The sequence below is a fragment of the Yoonia sp. KMU-150 genome, assembly GCF_056858355.1.
On the sequence record NZ_JBXEQF010000001.1, the window covers coordinates 2,087,916 to 2,103,472 of the forward strand.

Genomic DNA, 15,557 nt, shown 5'->3' on the forward strand with positions numbered 1-15,557 from the left:
TCAGCAAGAATGGCCGAGGAGTTTCACGATGGCGTCGGATTTGATGAAGGGTAAACGCGGCCTGATCATGGGCCTTGCCAACGACAAGTCAATCGCTTGGGGCATCGCAAAGGCCTGCGCCGATGCCGGCGCGGAGCTTGCGTTCTCATATCAAGGCGATCAGTTGCTCAAGCGCGTGCAGCCGCTCGCCGAACAGGTCGGGTCGGACACCGTCCTGCCCTGCGACGTTAGCGACGAAGCCTCGATCGACGCGCTTTTCGACGCGCTGAACGACAAGTGGGGCGAGATTGACTTCATCGTGCACGCCATTGGATTTTCTGACAAAAACGAGCTGCGCGGTCGCTATGTCGATACCAGCCGCGCAAACTTCGCCATGTCGATGGATATTTCGGTCTATTCCTTCACCGCCGTGGTGCAGAGGGCCGAAAAGATGATGGCGCCGGGCGGGTCCTGCCTCACGCTCACCTATTACGGGGCCGAGCGGGTGATGCCGCATTACAACGTCATGGGCCTGTGCAAGGCCGCACTTGAGGCCTCCGTCCGCTACCTGGCCGAGGATCTGGGCAAGGACGGCATCCGCGTGAACGCGATCTCCGCCGGGCCGATCAAGACGCTGGCGGCCTCCGGCATCGGCGATTTCCGCTATATCCTGAAATGGAACGAGAACAATGCGCCGCTGCGCCGCACCGTCACCATCGACGATGTGGGCAAATCCGCCCTATATCTACTGTCCGATCTGGGATCCGGCACCACCGGAGAGGTGCTGCACGTGGACAGCGGGTATCACGTGGTCGGCATGAAAGCGGTCGATGCGCCCGACATGACCAAGGAATGATGCTGGGATGACACTGGCCGCCTTCGCCTCCATCGTCGCGATCCATCTGGCCGCGGCGATCAGCCCGGGGCCGTCCTTCGTCGTGGCCCTGCGGGTTGCGACGGCGGAAGGGTTCGGCGTGGCCAGCGCGCTGGCGCTCGGCTTCGGCCTGGGGGCCGTGCTCTGGGCCACGGCGGCGATGGCGGGCATCGCACTGCTCTTCGAACTTGTACCGGTGCTGTTCACGACGATGAAACTCATCGGCGCGGCCTTTCTGATCTTCATCGCGGTGATGATGTGGCGCCACGCCGCCGATCCGCTGGAACAGCCCGACAGCGACGCCCGCCCCCGGTCGGCGCTGGCCGCGGTCCGGTTCGGTTTCCTGACCTTCGCCACGAACCCCAAACCCGCGATCTTCTTCGGCGCGGTCTTCGTGGGACTGGTTCCCGCCGATACGCCGCTGGTCTGGAAGGCCGCGATCATCGCCGCCGTTTTCGTGAACGAGACGCTCTGGTACATCTTCGTGGCGCGCGTCTTTTCGCTGCCCCGCGCCCGCGCCGCCTATCTGCGGGCCAAGACCTGGGTCGACCGGTCGTTCGGGGCCCTGATCGCGGGTTTCGGCGTCAAGATCGCCTTGCCCTAGGATGCCCGCCTTTATGACCCGACCAACGACAGCCAAGACACCGCAAACACCGAAGGACAGCCGCCCATGACCGATCGCCTGCCCCATGAAAAAGGGTTTCATATCAGCTGGGACCAGATCCACCGCGACAGCCGCGCGCTGGCCTGGCGGCTTGACGGCAAGGGCCCGCTGGATGGCGGCTGGAAGGCCGTGGTGGCGATCACACGCGGTGGCATGGCCCCCGCGATGATCGTCGCGCGCGAACTCGACATCCGCACGGTCGATACGGTGTCGGTCATGTCCTACTACTCCGGCGGCGGCAAGGCGGACGAACGGCGCGACGCCAAAGTCCTGAAGTCCCCCGACGCCGAGATGATGGGCGACGGCACCGGGGTGCTGATCGTCGACGACCTCGTCGACAGCGGCAAGACATTGGAACTGGTGCGCGAGATGTATCCGCAGGCGCATTTCGCCACCGTCTATGCCAAACCGGCGGGCGAGCCGCAGGTCGACACCTTCATCACCGGGGTCAGCCAGGATACATGGATTTTCTTTCCCTGGGACATGGCGCTGCAATACGTCGAACCCTATCGCGGCAAGGATTGACGCGCGCGACCCTGCCTTGTCTTCTTCGGGTTGCAAATACCTCGGGGGGCTGCCGCAGGCAGCGGGGGCAGCGCCCCCAAACCAAAAAATGTCGTGCGGCGCAGCCGCTCCGTGAGGTCAAGCCATGCCAGTCGAGACAAGCCGCACCACCGCCACCTTCGCTCCGCCCGTGATGGAGGCGCGGCGCTGGCTCGACGGCGTCACGCACCCCGCCGACCGTCCGCTCATCAACGTGAGCCAAGCCGCCCCGGTCGATCCGCCCCCCGCGCCGCTGCGCAAGGCCATGGCGGAGATGATCGAGCATGACGCAGAGAGCCATCTTTATGGCCCCGTCCTCGGTCTGCCTGCCCTGCGCGCCGAAATCGCGGCGCAGTGGTCGCGGGCCTATGACGGCACGATCACGCCCGATCATGTGGCGATCACGTCGGGCTGCAATCAGGCCTTCGCTGCCGCCATCGCCGCGATCTGCACCGAAGGCGACGCGGTGATCCTGCCGCTGCCCTACTATTTCAACCATCGTATGTGGCTCGACATGGCGGGGGTGGACAGCGTCGGCCTGCCCTGCGGCGACGACATGCTGCCGGATCCGGAGGCCGCCGCCGCGCTGATCACCGACCGCACCCGCGCCATCGCACTGGTCAGCCCCAACAATCCCGCCGGTGTCGAATACCCCTCCACGCTGATCCGCGCCTTCCGCGATCTGGCAAAGTCACGTGGCCTACGCCTGATCGTCGACGAGACATACCGCGATTTCGACAGCCGCACCGGCGCGCCGCACGACCTGTTTCAGGACGCGGGTTGGGACGAGACCTTCATCCACCTCTATTCCTTTTCCAAGGCCTACCGGCTGACCGGTCACCGCGTCGGCGCCATCGTCGCGTCCTACGATCTGCTGGCGGAGGCGGAGAAATTCCTCGACACCGTCGCGATCTGCCCCAACCAGCTGGGTCAGCGCGCGGCCCTTTGGGGGATGCGCAACCTCGGCACATGGCTCGCGGGCGAACGTCTGGAAATCCTCGACCGGCGCGCGGCGATCCATGATCATTTCCCGACACTGGCCGACAAGGGCTGGAAGCTGCTGGGATGCGGCGCCTATTTCGCCTATGTCGCACATCCCTTCGCCATCGCCTCCGACCAACTGGCGCAGCGGCTGGTGGCAGAGGCCGGCGTACTCGCCCTGCCCGGCACGATGTTCATGCCCGCGGACCAAACGGAGGGGCAGCGCCACCTGCGGCTGGCCTTCGCCAATATCGACCGGGCTGGCATCGCCACGCTGTTTGAAAGGCTCGCCGCCCTCGACCTCTAGCGCATAAATGAACGGCACGCGGCCTTGCACGCCCGCGACACGCGCCTTACACATTCCCGACCGACAGACCGGCTGGCCCGCCAGCCCCCAGCACAGGCGCCCGATCACCATGGCCAAAGCGAAAAGCGACAGCAAGAAAAGCCCCCGCTACGGCGTCTGGATCATCATGATCCTGCTTTTCGTGGGCCTTCTGGGCTTCGGCACAGGCGGTCTGGGCGGCAACATCCGCCACATCGGGCAGGTCGGCGACAAGCCGATCAACGTGGTGACCTACCAGCGCGCGCTGACCGACCAGATCCGCGAGTTCGAGGCGCAGATCGGCACGCCGCTGACGTTTCAGCAGGCACAGGCCATCGGCGTCGATCAGGCGGTGCTGAGCGAGGTCGTCCGCGCTCGCGCGCTGGATAACGAGGCGGCACAGCTTGGTATTTCCGTGGGCGACGAAAGGGTCCGCGACGAGGTGCTGCGCATCCCCGGTTTCCAGGGGCTGGACGGGTCTTTCGACCGCGAGGCCTATCGCTTCAGCCTGCAACAGACCGGCATGTCGGAAACCGAATTCGAAAACAGCATCCGCGAGGAAATCGCCCGCACCCTGCTGCAGGGTGCCGTCGTGGGCGGCGTGCCCGCACCTGACGCCTATGCCGAAACGCTGGTGGGCTACATCACCGAACGGCGCGACATCACATGGGCCACGGTGGACGAGACCGCGCTGACGGAACCGCTCCCCGGCCCGACCGAGGACGACCTGACCACCTTCTACGACGCCAACCCCGATCTCTTTACCGCGCCAGAAGTGCGCAACATCACCTATGTCTGGCTGACCCCCGACATGATCGCCGACGATCTGCAGATCGACGAGGCGGCGGTGGAAGAACTCTATAACGACCGCATCGCCGACTTTCAGCGCCCCGAGCGCCGTCTGGTCGAACGTCTGGTCTTCGGCGACCAGGCGCAGGCCGAAGCCGCGGTCGAAGCGATTTCCGCGGGCGAGACCGATTTTGAAACGCTGGTGGCCGACCGTGGCCTCGACCTTTCCGACGCCGACATGGGCGATGTGGGACAGGACGAACTGGGTGCCGCTGGCGAGGCCGTCTTCGCCGCCGCACCCGGCGAGGTGGTCGGGCCGTTCAGCACATCGCTGGGGCCCGCGATCTTTCGCATGAATGCCGTGCTCGCTGCCGAAGAGGTCTCGCTGGAAGAGGCGACAGCCGATCTGCGTGCCGAACTCGCAACCGCCCGCGCCCGCCGCGTGATCGAGGATGTGCGCGACGGCATGACCGACCTGATCGCGGGCGGTGCCGCACTCGAGGATCTGGCCGAACGCACCGACCTGGAACTCGGCACCATCGCCTGGACGCCGGACAGCACCGATGACATCGCCGCCTACGAGGAATTCCGCGCCGCCGCCGCAAACGTCGAACCCGGTGCCTTTCCGGCGATCGAGGAACTGGCGGACGGCGGTATCTTCGCGCTGCGCCTCGACGATATCACACCCCCCACCCTGCGCCCGCAAGACGAGGTCGCCGACGACGTGGCCGCCGCATGGGAAGCGGAACAGACCCGCACCGCCATTCTGGCCCGCGCCCGCGAGATCGCCGACGGCATCCGCCCGCTGACCGGCTTCGACAGCCTTGGGCTGGATCAGCAGGATGAACCGGCCCTGTCGCGCCGCAGTTTCGTCGAAGGCACGCCGCCGACCTTCACGCAGGCGGTGTTCGACATGGAACCGGGCGATATTCAGGTCCTGCCGTCTGGTGACAACGCGATTATCGTGCGCCTCAACGGCATGTCCGCCGCACAGGACGAGGCCGAAACCAGCGCCAACCTCGAACAGGTCGGCAATACCGCCGCCGCCGGAATCGCGCAGGACATCTTCACCGTGTTCTCCAACGCCGTCCAGCAACGCACGGAAGTCACGCTGGATCAGGCGGCGATCAACGCCGTGCACGCCTACCTTCAGTAACGGGGTCCGCCATGGCACTTCTGCCCGCCTATGACGATTTCGCGCGCGGCTATGACGCGGGCGAAAACCAGATCGTCTATGCCCGTCTGGCCGCCGATCTCGATACGCCCGTGTCGCTGATGCTCAAACTCGCGGGTGCCGGCAAGGATGCCTTCATGCTGGAAAGCGTGACGGGCGGAGAGGTCCGCGGGCGCTATTCCATCGTCGGTATGAACCCCGATCTGATCTGGCAGTGCCACGGGGCCACGTCCCGCGTGAACCGCACCGCCCGGTTCGACGCCGACGCTTTCGAGGCGTGCGCCGACGACCCCCTGACCGCCCTGCGCGGGCTACTGGCGGAATCGCGCATCGCCCTGCCCGCCGACCTGCCCGCCGCCTCCGCCGGGCTGTTCGGCTATCTGGGATATGATACCATCCGGCTGGTCGAACACCTGCCCGACGTGAACCCCGATCCGCTGGGCCTGCCCGACGCGGTGATGATGCGCCCATCGGTCGTGGCCGTGCTCGACGGGGTGAAGGGCGATGTGATCCTCGTCGCCCCCGCTTGGGCCAACTCCGGCCTGTCGGCGCGCGCCGCCTATGCGCAGGCCGCCGAACGCGTGATGGACGCGCAGCGCGCGCTTGATCGCCCCGCGGCATTGGAAAGCCGCAGCCTGTCCGACAGCCGCGCCACGGCAGAGCCTGTCAGCAATTTCACGCACCAGGGCTACCTCGATGCCGTAGAGAAGGCGAAGGACTACATCCGCGCGGGCGACATCTTTCAGGTCGTCCCGTCACAACGCTGGGTGCAGGATTTCCGTGAACCGCCCTTCGCGCTCTACCGCTCCCTGCGGCGCACGAACCCCTCGCCCTTCATGTTCTTTTTCAACTTCGGCGGTTTTCAGGTGATCGGCGCATCCCCCGAAATCCTCGTCCGCGTGTTCGGCAAGGAGGTCACGATCCGCCCCATCGCGGGCACCCGCCCGCGCGGTGCCACCCCGGCAGAGGATGACGCCAACGAGGCCGATCTGATGGCCGACGAAAAGGAACTGGCCGAACACCTGATGCTGCTCGATCTGGGCCGCAACGATACTGGTAAGGTCAGCAAGATCGGCACCGTGCGCCCGACGGAACAATTCATCGTCGAACGCTATAGCCACGTCATGCATATCGTCAGCAACGTGGTGGGCGAACTGGCCGACGATCAGGACGCGCTGTCCGCCTTTTTCGCAGGTATGCCCGCAGGCACGGTCTCCGGCGCGCCCAAGGTCCGCGCGATGGAGATCATCGACGAGTTGGAACCGGAGAAACGCGGCGTCTACGGCGGCGGTTGCGGGTATTTTTCCGCCAACGGCGACATGGATATGTGCATCGCCCTGCGCACGGCGGTCGTGAAGGATGAAAAACTCTATATCCAGGCCGGTGGCGGCGTCGTCTATGACAGCGATCCGGAAGCCGAGTATCAGGAAACCGTCCACAAATCGAACGCGATCCGCAAGGCCGCCGCCGACGCCGCGATGTTCACCGGCACCGGCAACGGCTAGGTATCAGCGACCGCCTCAGGGCGCGTCCACCAGTGCAAAATCGCTGGCGTCGATCACAAGCGTGCCACCGCCGTCAAGAGCGACTTCAAACGGTGGAAACTGCGACAGATCGTCGACCGCCAGCATTGTGGCGGCGTAATCCTGTCCGCCCGATCCCGCACGGGCCGCGACATCGCCGGTTGCATATAGCGTGCTTGCACCGTCGATGAAATTCCCGTCGACGCCGCCACTGAATGTCACATCGCCCGCGGTGGTGCTGGCCACGACACCCGAAATACCAAGGTCGACCGCGCCGGTCGCAGCGTCGATATCGCCCGACATATCGAGGATACCGCGCAGCCCATCACCTCCCTGAATACGAATATCGGCGATCACGCCGTCGATCTGATCTTCGGTCGCGGCAAAGTCAGCCACAAGTCCGACCTGTCCGATCAGAACAGCCAACAAAGGCTCATCGCCGGACGTGCCGAACGGGCGGCCCGTGCCAAGGCTGTTTTCGACAAGGTCGTCCAGCTGTGCCTCGCGGCTGGTGCCTGCCTGCTGCAACAGCATCGCACCCTGATAGCGCGTGGTCGCCGTCGTGGGCAGATCAGCGCCAGCCGTGAAATTGCCCGCGGTGATGTCGGTGGCAAAGCGGTTGGCGATATTCGCGACCGTCACGCCGTAAACGCCCTGCTCCAGCTCTGCGACGTTCGGGATGGCCCGCAACTGCTCTACCGTCAGCCCGTTCGCAGCTGCCAGACGCTCCAGATCGACGTCGATGATCTGCGGGCGCGGGCCACGGTCGCTGCCGTCCATCATATCCTGTGACGACCCACCGCCGCCGCTGCACCCCGCGACCATAGCGGCAGTCACCGTACAAAACAAAACTCTCTTCATCGCAATCCCTCCATCAAATAGCAGACAGAGCGACGCTAGGCCGATGGAAAGACGCTGTCATAACCCAGATGGGTGACGCCCCGAAAGTAACGCTATGATCTATTCCTCAGTCGCGAGCAGCACATCCGACACTGGCACCAGCGCCACCTGCCCGGCCCGGTTCGCCGTGCCCCACAGGATTAGCGCCGAAATCGTATCGGCCCGCACCCGCGCCAGCAGGATCACACCGCTGTCCTGTCGTGCCCGGAACGCCGCCTGATCCATGAAGCGGCGAATGACGCGGGCATCCTGCCCCTCGCCGTCCAGATCGCGGTAGATCACGCCATTGGGGACACCGGCCCGGTCGGCGGCACGCACGGCGGAATTCAGCCCCTGCGACACCGTGATCAGCCCGCGCCCGTCGTCGGCGATGGCGGCGATGGTCTGGGCCACAACATCCGCATCGCCGCCCTGCAACCCGGCCTGCCCGGCGTCCAGCACCGCGACAGTCTCCGGCAGGCCGGCAAAGGCGGCCTCGAAGAACACCTCGACATCCGACGGCTGCGCGCCCTCGGGCAAACTGGCCAGCACGCCGACCTCGATCCCAGCGGCGCGATAGGCGGTCATCTTGGCGGCGGCCTCCGGGTCGGAAGGGTTCAGCATGACCGACACCGGGAACGGCACTCCGGCCAGCGCGGGCACCGCCCCGGCGAAGCGCCCGTCGTCGATCAGCACGATGGACAAGAGCGGTTTGCCGTCCGGGTTCTCCGCCCCGATGGCATAGCGTTGCAGCGCGGGCAGATCGGGGTCGACTTCGGGGGCGGTTTTGGCATCCGCAGGCGCGGCTGTGGCCGTCTCATCCGCTGCCGGACGGTTCACGCGCACGCCACTGTCACCCGTGGGCAGCGACGGTGTCGGCTCGGCGATGATGGTCACGACCGCCGGGGCCTCATCGGGGTCTTCAACGTCTTCCGCCACAGGTGCGTCCGGCACGCTCAGGTCGATCTCCGGCGTGCTGTCGCCGGTGGGCGTCGCAGGCTCCGTCGGGGATGCCCCCGTGACCGGGGCGGTATCGGGCTGCGTCGTCACGGGACCGTCGGCGATGTCCGTCTCGGGTCCTTGCGGCAATGCGGGGTCGATCACCAGCACCGGTGCGTCGGGGGATGCCGTATCGGCAAGTGCCAGCACGTCGCTAGGCGCATCCGGCTGCACCGGCTCTTGCGACGGGGTGTCCGGCGTCACAGCCGGATCGGCCAGAGCAAGCGACGTATCGGGCACCGTGTCGGCATCGGGTGCCGCGGGCTGCACCCGGGGCACATCCTCCACCACCAGGACAGCGGGCGGCGGGGCGGCGGGATCGGTCGCGACCACCACATCGGCCTCGGGCAGCGGCACCTGCGGGGCCACGGATTGCGGGTTCGGCAGCACCGGGTCCTCTGGCGTTACGTCGGGCAGTGCGGCGGTCTCTGCGCCCTCCTGCGGTGCGGCGGGTGTGTCGGTGACGGCCCCGGTCGCGGGCTGGGCAGCCGGTGCGGTATCGGCGGCGGGCACGTCGGGCGCGTCGGCGGGGGCCGTCACCCGCGGCAGCGCCGCGATCTCGGTCTCATCGTCCGTCACGGCCACCTGCGCGGGCGGCGTGCTTTCGACTGTGTCCTGATCGGCGGATTGTGGCGCACGCACCTGTGGTGCGGCCGGTGGCGTGTTGCCCGCAGGCTGTTCGCTCACCAGCGATGCGGTGCCGATCGCCAGCCCGCCGACCACCACGCCCCAGGAGGCCCCTGCAAACAATCCCTTCATGAACTCCGTACCTTTTCGCCTGCTTTTCGTGTCCAGGCGGCGGCTGCCACCCTCCGGGCCTTGACGCCCCTGCCCGGACCGGCCCATGTATGGCGGCGACTATACCGCGACCGCGCATTGCGACGGTAGCCCCAAATTCCAGGATGTGGCCCGCAATGCTGCTGATGATCGATAACTACGACAGTTTCACCTATAATCTGGTCCATTATCTGGGGGAACTGGGGGCCGATGTCGTCGTCAAACGCAACGACGCGCTGGATGTGCAGCAGGCCATGGCCCTGCGGCCGGAGGCGATCCTGCTGTCCCCCGGCCCCTGCGATCCGGCACAGGCGGGCATTTGTCTGGCGTTGACACAAGCCGCCGCCGAAACCCGCACGCCGCTGATGGGCGTATGCTTGGGCCACCAGACCATCGGTCAGGCCTTCGGCGGCACCGTCGTCCGCTGCCACGAGATCGTGCACGGCAAAATGGGTCAGATGCGCCACACTGGTAAAGGCGTCTTCGCGGGGCTGCCCTCGCCCTTCGCCGCGACGCGCTATCATTCCTTGACCGTTGATCGCGACAGCCTGCCCGATTGCCTAGAGATCATCGCCGATCTGGAAGACGGCACGATCATGGGCCTGCAACATCGCGAGTTGCCGATCCACGGCGTGCAGTTCCACCCCGAAAGCATCAAGTCCGAACATGGCCACAAGCTGCTGCAGAACTTCCTCGACACGATGAAGGTGGCGGCATGAGTGACGACGACGAACATCAACGGCGGGCTTTTTGGGCAGAAATATTGGACTCCGACGGTTTGCAGGGTGTCCATGTTTATCGCGACAGCAACGCGGCTGTCGACGTTACTGAAGATGGCGAAATTATCATGGTGTTCAGTATTGGCTGGGACAGTTCGTCGGTATTCTTGCGCCGCCCCCTCTACACCGATCGCGATCCGATACCGGCAATTTTGGGACAACACAGAGAGTCGTTGTTTCGATTGCTTGGTGCCCGCTATGAAGCGGACGGCGATGTTGACCAAGGCCGATATTTTCGCAGAACCATCAAGTCCGCCTACAACCAACGCAGCCATTGGCCTGAAATCGCACGTTGGTTCGCGGCGAGTCGTCTTCGCTACAGCAAGCATCTCATAGCGGTTCTGGAGGCAGATAAATGAGCGATACCCTCAAGCCCCTGATCGACGCCGCCGCCAACGGCCCGCTGACCCGCGCGCAGGCCGAGGCCGCCTTTGAAATCCTGTTCGAGGGCGACGCCACCCCAAGCCAGATCGGCGGGTTCCTGATGGCGCTGCGCACGCGTGGTGAAACGGTCGATGAATACGCTGCTGCCGCCGCCGTGATGCGCGCCAAATGCCTGCCGGTGAAAGCCCCCGCCGGGGCCATGGATATCGTCGGCACCGGGGGCGACGGCAAGCACACGCTGAACATCTCGACCGCCACGGCCTTTGTCGTCGCAGGCGCGGGAGTGGCGGTCGCCAAACACGGCAACCGCAACCTGTCGTCGAAGTCCGGCACCGCGGATGTGCAGGGGCAGATGGGCATCAACGTCATGGTCGGCCCGGAGGTGGTGGAGCGTGGCCTTGCAGAGGCGGGCATCGGGTTCATGATGGCACCGATGCACCATCCGGCGATCAAGCACGTGATGCCGACGCGTGCCGAACTTGGAACAAGAACGATCTTCAACATACTGGGGCCGCTCACAAATCCGGCTGGGGTCACGATGCAGCTGACCGGCGCGTTTTCCCGCGATCTGATCCGCCCGATGGCCGACACGCTGCTGCAACTGGGCACGACATCCGCCTGGCTGGTGCACGGGTCTGACGGCACCGACGAGTTGACGATCACCGGCACAAGCTGGGTCGCTGCCGTGCGCGACGGGGCTGTGCACGAGTTCGAGGTCACGCCGGAGGACGCCGGCCTGCCCGTGCACCCGTTCACCGATATCGTCGGCGGCTCGCCCGAAGACAACGCCAATGCCTTCCGTGCCCTGCTGGGCGGGCAGCACAGCGCCTACCGCGACGCGGTGCTGCTGAACGCGGCGGCGGCGCTGGTCGTCGCGGGCAAGGTGGCCGATCTGAAGGAGGGCGCCGCACTGGCCGCGCAGTCCATCGACAGCAAGGCAGCGCTGAAAGCGGTCGAAGCACTCGCCCGCGTGACATCTGCCGCCTGATGTTCGACACGTCGCGCCTTGGCGACTGGGCTAATCTGCAATTCTTCGCGCAAGACCTGCCCGACATCGCCGAGCAAATCAACGGCCCCGTCCTGCCGCCGCCCCACGCCACGTTTCGCGCGCTGGAACTGTGCCAGCCGGATCAAACCCGCGTCGTGATCCTCGGTCAAGACCCGTATCACACACCCGGAAAGGCAGACGGGCTGGCGTTTTCCATCCCCGATGATTTCGGCGGACGGCTCGATAGTCTTGGTAATATCTTCAAGGAATTGCGCAGCGATCTTGATGTAAAAAGAACCCGCACCGATCTCACAGACTGGGCACAACAGGGCGTGCTGTTGCTGAACACTGCGCTGACGGTCCCGCCGGGCCAGCCGAAGGCGCACGCGAAACTGGGGTGGGACATCCTTGTCGCGCAGGTGCTGCACCGGCTCTCGGACCGCCCGCGCGCATTCCTGCTCTGGGGTGGCCCGGCGCAGGGGTTCGCCCGCCATATTCACGGCGATCACCTGATCCTCCGCAGCGCCCATCCGTCGCCGCTGTCGGCGCACGGTGGCTTTTTCGGGTCCAGACCGTTTTCAACCGTGAACCGGTGGCTTATGGATCGGGGTGAACAACCGATCAACTGGGCGGACCCTGCATGACCGATACGATCCTCGACAAGATCAAGGCCTACAAGCTGGAAGAGGTCGCCGCGCGCAAGACGCAGGTGCCACTGGCCGAGGTCGAGGCGCGCGCGCAGGAGGCTGGCCCCACCCGCGGCTTTGCCAAGGCGCTTTATGCCGCCGCCCGCGAGGGCTATGGCCTGATTGCCGAGATCAAGAAAGCGAGCCCGTCGAAGGGCCTGATCCGTGCCGATTTCGATCCGCCCGCACTGGCGCAGGCCTATGCCGAAGGCGGGGCCACCTGCCTGTCAGTTCTGACGGACGGGCCGTCCTTTCAGGGCGACGACAGCTACCTGACCGCCGCCCGCGCCGTCGTCGATCTGCCCGCGCTGCGCAAGGATTTCATGTACGACACCTATCAGGTGGCCGAGGCGCGGGCGCTGGGGGCAGATTGCATCCTGATCATCATGGCCTCTGTCAGCGACGATCAGGCGCAGGAGTTGGAGGACGCGGCGACGGATTACGGCATGGACGTGCTGATCGAGGTGCATGACGCCGACGAACTGGAACGCGCCACGCACCTGAAATCCCCGCTGTTGGGCATCAACAACCGCAATCTCAAGACCTTCGAAACCTCTCTCGACACCACCCGCACGCTGTCGAAACTCGTGCCCGCCGACCGGCTGATCGTGGCCGAAAGCGGGCTGTCGACACCCGATGACCTCGCCGATATGGCCCGCTACGGCGCGCGCACCTTCCTGATCGGCGAAAGCCTGATGCGGCAGGACGACGTTGCCGCCGCCACCCGCGACCTGCTGGCCAATCCGCTGACCGCCGGGGGCCTCTAGATGGCCGGAAAGCTCAGCCATTTCGACGCTGACGGACAGGCGCATATGGTCGATGTCTCGGACAAGCTGGTCACCGACCGGATCGCCTCGGCAGAGGCGCATATCACGATGACGCCCGCCACCTTGGCGCTGATCATGGAGGGTCGCGCGGGCAAGGGCGACGTGCTGGGCATCGCACGGCTGGCGGGCATCATGGCATCCAAGAAAACCGCCGATCTGATCCCGCTCTGCCACCCGCTGCCGATCACCAAGGTCGCGGTGGACCTGACACCCGACACCGATCTGCCCGGCATCCGGATCGCCGCCACGGTCAAGACATCCGGCCAGACAGGGGTCGAGATGGAGGCGCTGACCGCCGCATCGACCGCCGCCCTCACCGTCTATGACATGGTCAAGGCGGCGCAGAAGGATATGGTCATCGGCGGTTTGCGCGTGACGCTGAAGGATGGCGGCAAATCGGGCCGCTTCACCGCATGATTTCGGTGGCGGAGGCGCTCGACGCGCTGTTTGCCCTCGTCACCCCGCTCCCCGCCGAGGACGTGCCACTGCGCGCCGCCGCGGGCCGTGTGCTGGCCCGCGATGTGGCGGCGACACGCGACCAGCCGCCGTTCGCCGCCGCCTCCATGGATGGCTACGCCGTCCGGGGCGAGGAAGCATCACCGGGTGCCGCATTCAACTTGATCGGCGAGGCGGCGGCGGGCCACCGCTTCACCGGAACGGTCGCCAGAGGGGAGGCCGTCCGCATCTTCACCGGCGCGCCGATGCCGGATGGCACCGACCGCGTGGTCATTCAGGAGGACGTCACGCGCGACGGCGACACGATCACGCTGAACACCGACCTGGACGAACAACCCTACGTGCGCGCGCAAGGCAAGGATTTCGCGACTGGTGATACGATCACCGCCCCGCGCCTGATCACGCCCCGCGACGTGGCCCTGATGGCCGCGATGAATATTCCGCTGGTGCCCGTCGCCCGCCGCCCGGTGGTGGCGATCATCGCCACCGGCGACGAACTCGTGCAACCGGGGGAGGCCCCCGGCCCCGACCAGATCATCGCATCCAACAGCTACGGGCTGGCCGCGATGCTGGAACAGGCCGGCGCAGAGGTGCGGATGCTGCCCATCGCCCGCGATACCCTGCCTGCGCTGGCCACGGTGCTGAAACTTGCAAGCGGTGCCGATCTGGTGCTGACCATCGGCGGCGCGTCGGTGGGCGACCATGACCTTGTGGCACAGGCCGCCGCCGACCACGGCCTCGACCGCGCGTTCTACAAGATCGCGATGCGCCCCGGCAAACCGCTGATGGCGGGCCGGATGGGCGACGCGGTGCTGATCGGCCTGCCCGGCAACCCGGTCTCGGCCATGGTCTGCGGCACGGTTTTCGTGCTGCCGGTGCTGCGCGCGATGCAGGGCCTGCCCGCGGCACCGACACCGCGGCAGAGCGTCCGCCTCGCCGCGCCCGTCCCCGCCAACGGCCCGCGCGAACACTATATGCGCGCGGCATCTGGTCCCGATGGCGTGACGGTCTTTGCCGCGCAGGACAGCGTGCTGCTGAGCGGTCTTGCCGCCGCCGACGGGCTGGTCGTGCGCCCGCCCGGTGACCCGGCGCAACCGGCCGGTGCACCGGTGGATTTCATCCCGCTTTAGGAACGAAGCGGGAAACAATTGACACAAACAGCGAACATAGGTAGAACATTCTGAAAGTGCGCCTGCGATTGCGGGGCGTGGTCCGGAACAGGAGCAGCCGATGCTGACGAAGAAACAACTCGACCTGCTGGAATTCATCCACAAGCGTGTGCAGCGCGACGGTGTGCCGCCCTCGTTCGACGAGATGAAAGAAGCGCTCGATCTGCGCTCCAAGTCCGGCATCCACCGCCTGATCACCGCGCTGGAGGAACGCGGTTTCATCCGGCGGCTGGCGCACAAGGCGCGCGCGCTGGAAATCGTGAAACTCCCCGATGCGATGGCCGCCAAGGCCCCCGGCTTCACCCCGCGCGTGATCGACGGCGACCGCCCCGCCAACACACCCGCCCGCGCGATGCCGGTCGAGGCTGCGAGCGCCATCGAATTACCCGTGATGGGCCGGATCGCCGCCGGTGTGCCGATCTCCGCCATTCAGGAGGTCTCGCACAACGTGGCCGTGCCGCAGGCGATGCTGGGTCAGGGCGAACATTACGCGCTGGAAGTGCGCGGCGATTCGATGATCGAGGCGGGTATCAACGACGGCGATGTGGTGGTGATCCGCGAAACCTCTTCTGCCGACAACGGCGATATCGTCGTGGCCCTGGTCGAGGACAGCGAGGCGACGCTGAAACGCTTTCGCCGCAAGAACGGCATGATCGCGCTGGAATCCGCGAACCCCGCCTATGAAACCCGGATGCTGCGCGACGATCAGGTCAAGGTGCAGGGCCGGCTCGTGGGCCTGATCCGCACCTATTGACCGGCAC

Annotated in this window: 16 protein-coding genes; 14 read left to right on the forward strand and 2 right to left on the reverse strand. The window is 66.0% G+C overall.

Annotated features, from left to right (window positions below; translation table 11 throughout):
* Positions 1–28: 28 nt before the first annotated feature.
* From fabI to trpE, 6 genes are all read left to right on the forward strand, one after another.
* Positions 29–835 carry an enoyl-ACP reductase FabI gene (fabI, locus tag AC04PH_RS10300; RefSeq protein WP_483065653.1) on the forward strand — a complete coding sequence of 269 codons (807 nt, stop codon included), beginning with the start codon at positions 29–31 and terminating at the stop codon, positions 833–835.
* A 7-nt stretch (positions 836–842) separates the two neighbouring features.
* Complete coding sequence (locus tag AC04PH_RS10305; RefSeq protein WP_483065654.1) at positions 843–1,457, forward strand: LysE family translocator; 615 nt, start codon at positions 843–845, stop codon at positions 1,455–1,457.
* Between the two features lie 66 nt (positions 1,458–1,523).
* Positions 1,524–2,042 (forward strand): xanthine phosphoribosyltransferase, encoded by a 519-nt coding sequence (gene gpt, locus AC04PH_RS10310; RefSeq protein ID WP_483065655.1) that lies wholly within the window; start codon positions 1,524–1,526, stop codon positions 2,040–2,042.
* Between the two features lie 124 nt (positions 2,043–2,166).
* Positions 2,167–3,348: an aminotransferase gene (locus AC04PH_RS10315; RefSeq protein ID WP_483065656.1), complete on the forward strand. Its 1,182-nt coding sequence runs from the start codon at positions 2,167–2,169 to the stop codon at positions 3,346–3,348.
* Positions 3,349–3,457: 109 nt separating this feature from the next.
* Positions 3,458–5,311 (forward strand): peptidylprolyl isomerase, encoded by a 1,854-nt coding sequence (locus tag AC04PH_RS10320; protein WP_483065657.1) that lies wholly within the window; start codon positions 3,458–3,460, stop codon positions 5,309–5,311.
* A gap of 11 nt (positions 5,312–5,322) precedes the next feature.
* Positions 5,323–6,834, forward strand: coding sequence for an anthranilate synthase component I (gene trpE / locus AC04PH_RS10325; protein ID WP_483065658.1), 1,512 nt, complete (start codon positions 5,323–5,325; stop codon positions 6,832–6,834).
* Between the two features lie 15 nt (positions 6,835–6,849).
* Here trpE and AC04PH_RS10330 read toward each other — a convergent pair whose 3' ends face one another.
* Both AC04PH_RS10330 and AC04PH_RS10335 read right to left on the reverse strand, forming a co-directional pair.
* Entirely contained in the window at positions 6,850–7,713 is an 864-nt protein-coding gene (locus tag AC04PH_RS10330; RefSeq protein WP_483065659.1) for a hypothetical protein, read from the reverse strand.
* A gap of 99 nt (positions 7,714–7,812) precedes the next feature.
* On the reverse strand, positions 7,813–9,489 hold the full coding sequence (locus AC04PH_RS10335) for a divergent polysaccharide deacetylase family protein (RefSeq protein ID WP_483065660.1): 1,677 nt from the start codon (positions 9,487–9,489) through the stop codon (positions 7,813–7,815).
* Between the two features lie 155 nt (positions 9,490–9,644).
* Between AC04PH_RS10335 and AC04PH_RS10340 the strand changes: the two genes are divergently transcribed.
* The 8 genes from AC04PH_RS10340 to lexA all read left to right on the forward strand — a co-directional run bounded on the left by AC04PH_RS10340 (position 9,645) and on the right by lexA (position 15,550).
* Positions 9,645–10,226: an aminodeoxychorismate/anthranilate synthase component II gene (locus tag AC04PH_RS10340; RefSeq protein ID WP_483065661.1), complete on the forward strand. Its 582-nt coding sequence runs from the start codon at positions 9,645–9,647 to the stop codon at positions 10,224–10,226.
* The gene (locus tag AC04PH_RS10345; RefSeq protein ID WP_483065662.1) at positions 10,223–10,645 is read left to right on the forward strand and encodes a hypothetical protein; all 423 of its coding nucleotides are present in this window, start codon (positions 10,223–10,225) and stop codon (positions 10,643–10,645) included. Before AC04PH_RS10340 ends, AC04PH_RS10345 begins: the two co-directional genes overlap by 4 nt.
* Positions 10,642–11,658, forward strand: a complete 1,017-nt coding sequence (gene trpD, locus AC04PH_RS10350) for an anthranilate phosphoribosyltransferase (protein WP_483065663.1) — start codon at positions 10,642–10,644, stop codon at positions 11,656–11,658. Before AC04PH_RS10345 ends, trpD begins: the two co-directional genes overlap by 4 nt.
* Positions 11,658–12,302 carry a uracil-DNA glycosylase gene (locus AC04PH_RS10355; RefSeq protein WP_483065664.1) on the forward strand — a complete coding sequence of 215 codons (645 nt, stop codon included), beginning with the start codon at positions 11,658–11,660 and terminating at the stop codon, positions 12,300–12,302. The genes trpD and AC04PH_RS10355 overlap by 1 nt, the downstream gene beginning before the upstream one ends.
* Positions 12,299–13,111 carry an indole-3-glycerol phosphate synthase TrpC gene (trpC, locus tag AC04PH_RS10360; RefSeq protein WP_483065665.1) on the forward strand — a complete coding sequence of 271 codons (813 nt, stop codon included), beginning with the start codon at positions 12,299–12,301 and terminating at the stop codon, positions 13,109–13,111. The genes AC04PH_RS10355 and trpC overlap by 4 nt, the downstream gene beginning before the upstream one ends.
* Entirely contained in the window at positions 13,112–13,588 is a 477-nt protein-coding gene (moaC, locus tag AC04PH_RS10365; protein WP_483065666.1) for a cyclic pyranopterin monophosphate synthase MoaC, read from the forward strand. It begins immediately after the preceding gene.
* Positions 13,585–14,757, forward strand: coding sequence for a molybdopterin molybdotransferase MoeA (locus AC04PH_RS10370; RefSeq protein WP_483065667.1), 1,173 nt, complete (start codon positions 13,585–13,587; stop codon positions 14,755–14,757). Before moaC ends, AC04PH_RS10370 begins: the two co-directional genes overlap by 4 nt.
* A 100-nt stretch (positions 14,758–14,857) precedes the next feature.
* Complete coding sequence (gene lexA / locus AC04PH_RS10375; RefSeq protein ID WP_483065668.1) at positions 14,858–15,550, forward strand: transcriptional repressor LexA; 693 nt, start codon at positions 14,858–14,860, stop codon at positions 15,548–15,550.
* The last annotated feature ends 7 nt before the right edge of the window (positions 15,551–15,557 follow it).

Bases quoted from the DNA above. Each gene is read 5' to 3' on its own strand.
- fabI (WP_483065653.1), top strand. From the start codon at position 29: ATGGCGTCGGATTTGATGAAGGGTAAACGCGGCCTGATCATGGGCCTT.
- AC04PH_RS10305 (WP_483065654.1), top strand. From the start codon at position 843: ATGACACTGGCCGCCTTCGCCTCCATCGTCGCGATCCATCTGGCCGCG.
- gpt (WP_483065655.1), top strand. From the start codon at position 1,524: ATGACCGATCGCCTGCCCCATGAAAAAGGGTTTCATATCAGCTGGGAC.
- AC04PH_RS10315 (WP_483065656.1), top strand. From the start codon at position 2,167: ATGCCAGTCGAGACAAGCCGCACCACCGCCACCTTCGCTCCGCCCGTG.
- AC04PH_RS10320 (WP_483065657.1), top strand. From the start codon at position 3,458: ATGGCCAAAGCGAAAAGCGACAGCAAGAAAAGCCCCCGCTACGGCGTC.
- trpE (WP_483065658.1), top strand. From the start codon at position 5,323: ATGGCACTTCTGCCCGCCTATGACGATTTCGCGCGCGGCTATGACGCG.
- AC04PH_RS10330 (WP_483065659.1), bottom strand. From the start codon at position 7,713: ATGAAGAGAGTTTTGTTTTGTACGGTGACTGCCGCTATGGTCGCGGGG.
- AC04PH_RS10335 (WP_483065660.1), bottom strand. From the start codon at position 9,489: ATGAAGGGATTGTTTGCAGGGGCCTCCTGGGGCGTGGTGGTCGGCGGG.
- AC04PH_RS10340 (WP_483065661.1), top strand. From the start codon at position 9,645: ATGCTGCTGATGATCGATAACTACGACAGTTTCACCTATAATCTGGTC.
- AC04PH_RS10345 (WP_483065662.1), top strand. From the start codon at position 10,223: ATGAGTGACGACGACGAACATCAACGGCGGGCTTTTTGGGCAGAAATA.
- trpD (WP_483065663.1), top strand. From the start codon at position 10,642: ATGAGCGATACCCTCAAGCCCCTGATCGACGCCGCCGCCAACGGCCCG.
- AC04PH_RS10355 (WP_483065664.1), top strand. From the start codon at position 11,658: ATGTTCGACACGTCGCGCCTTGGCGACTGGGCTAATCTGCAATTCTTC.
- trpC (WP_483065665.1), top strand. From the start codon at position 12,299: ATGACCGATACGATCCTCGACAAGATCAAGGCCTACAAGCTGGAAGAG.
- moaC (WP_483065666.1), top strand. From the start codon at position 13,112: ATGGCCGGAAAGCTCAGCCATTTCGACGCTGACGGACAGGCGCATATG.
- AC04PH_RS10370 (WP_483065667.1), top strand. From the start codon at position 13,585: ATGATTTCGGTGGCGGAGGCGCTCGACGCGCTGTTTGCCCTCGTCACC.
- lexA (WP_483065668.1), top strand. From the start codon at position 14,858: ATGCTGACGAAGAAACAACTCGACCTGCTGGAATTCATCCACAAGCGT.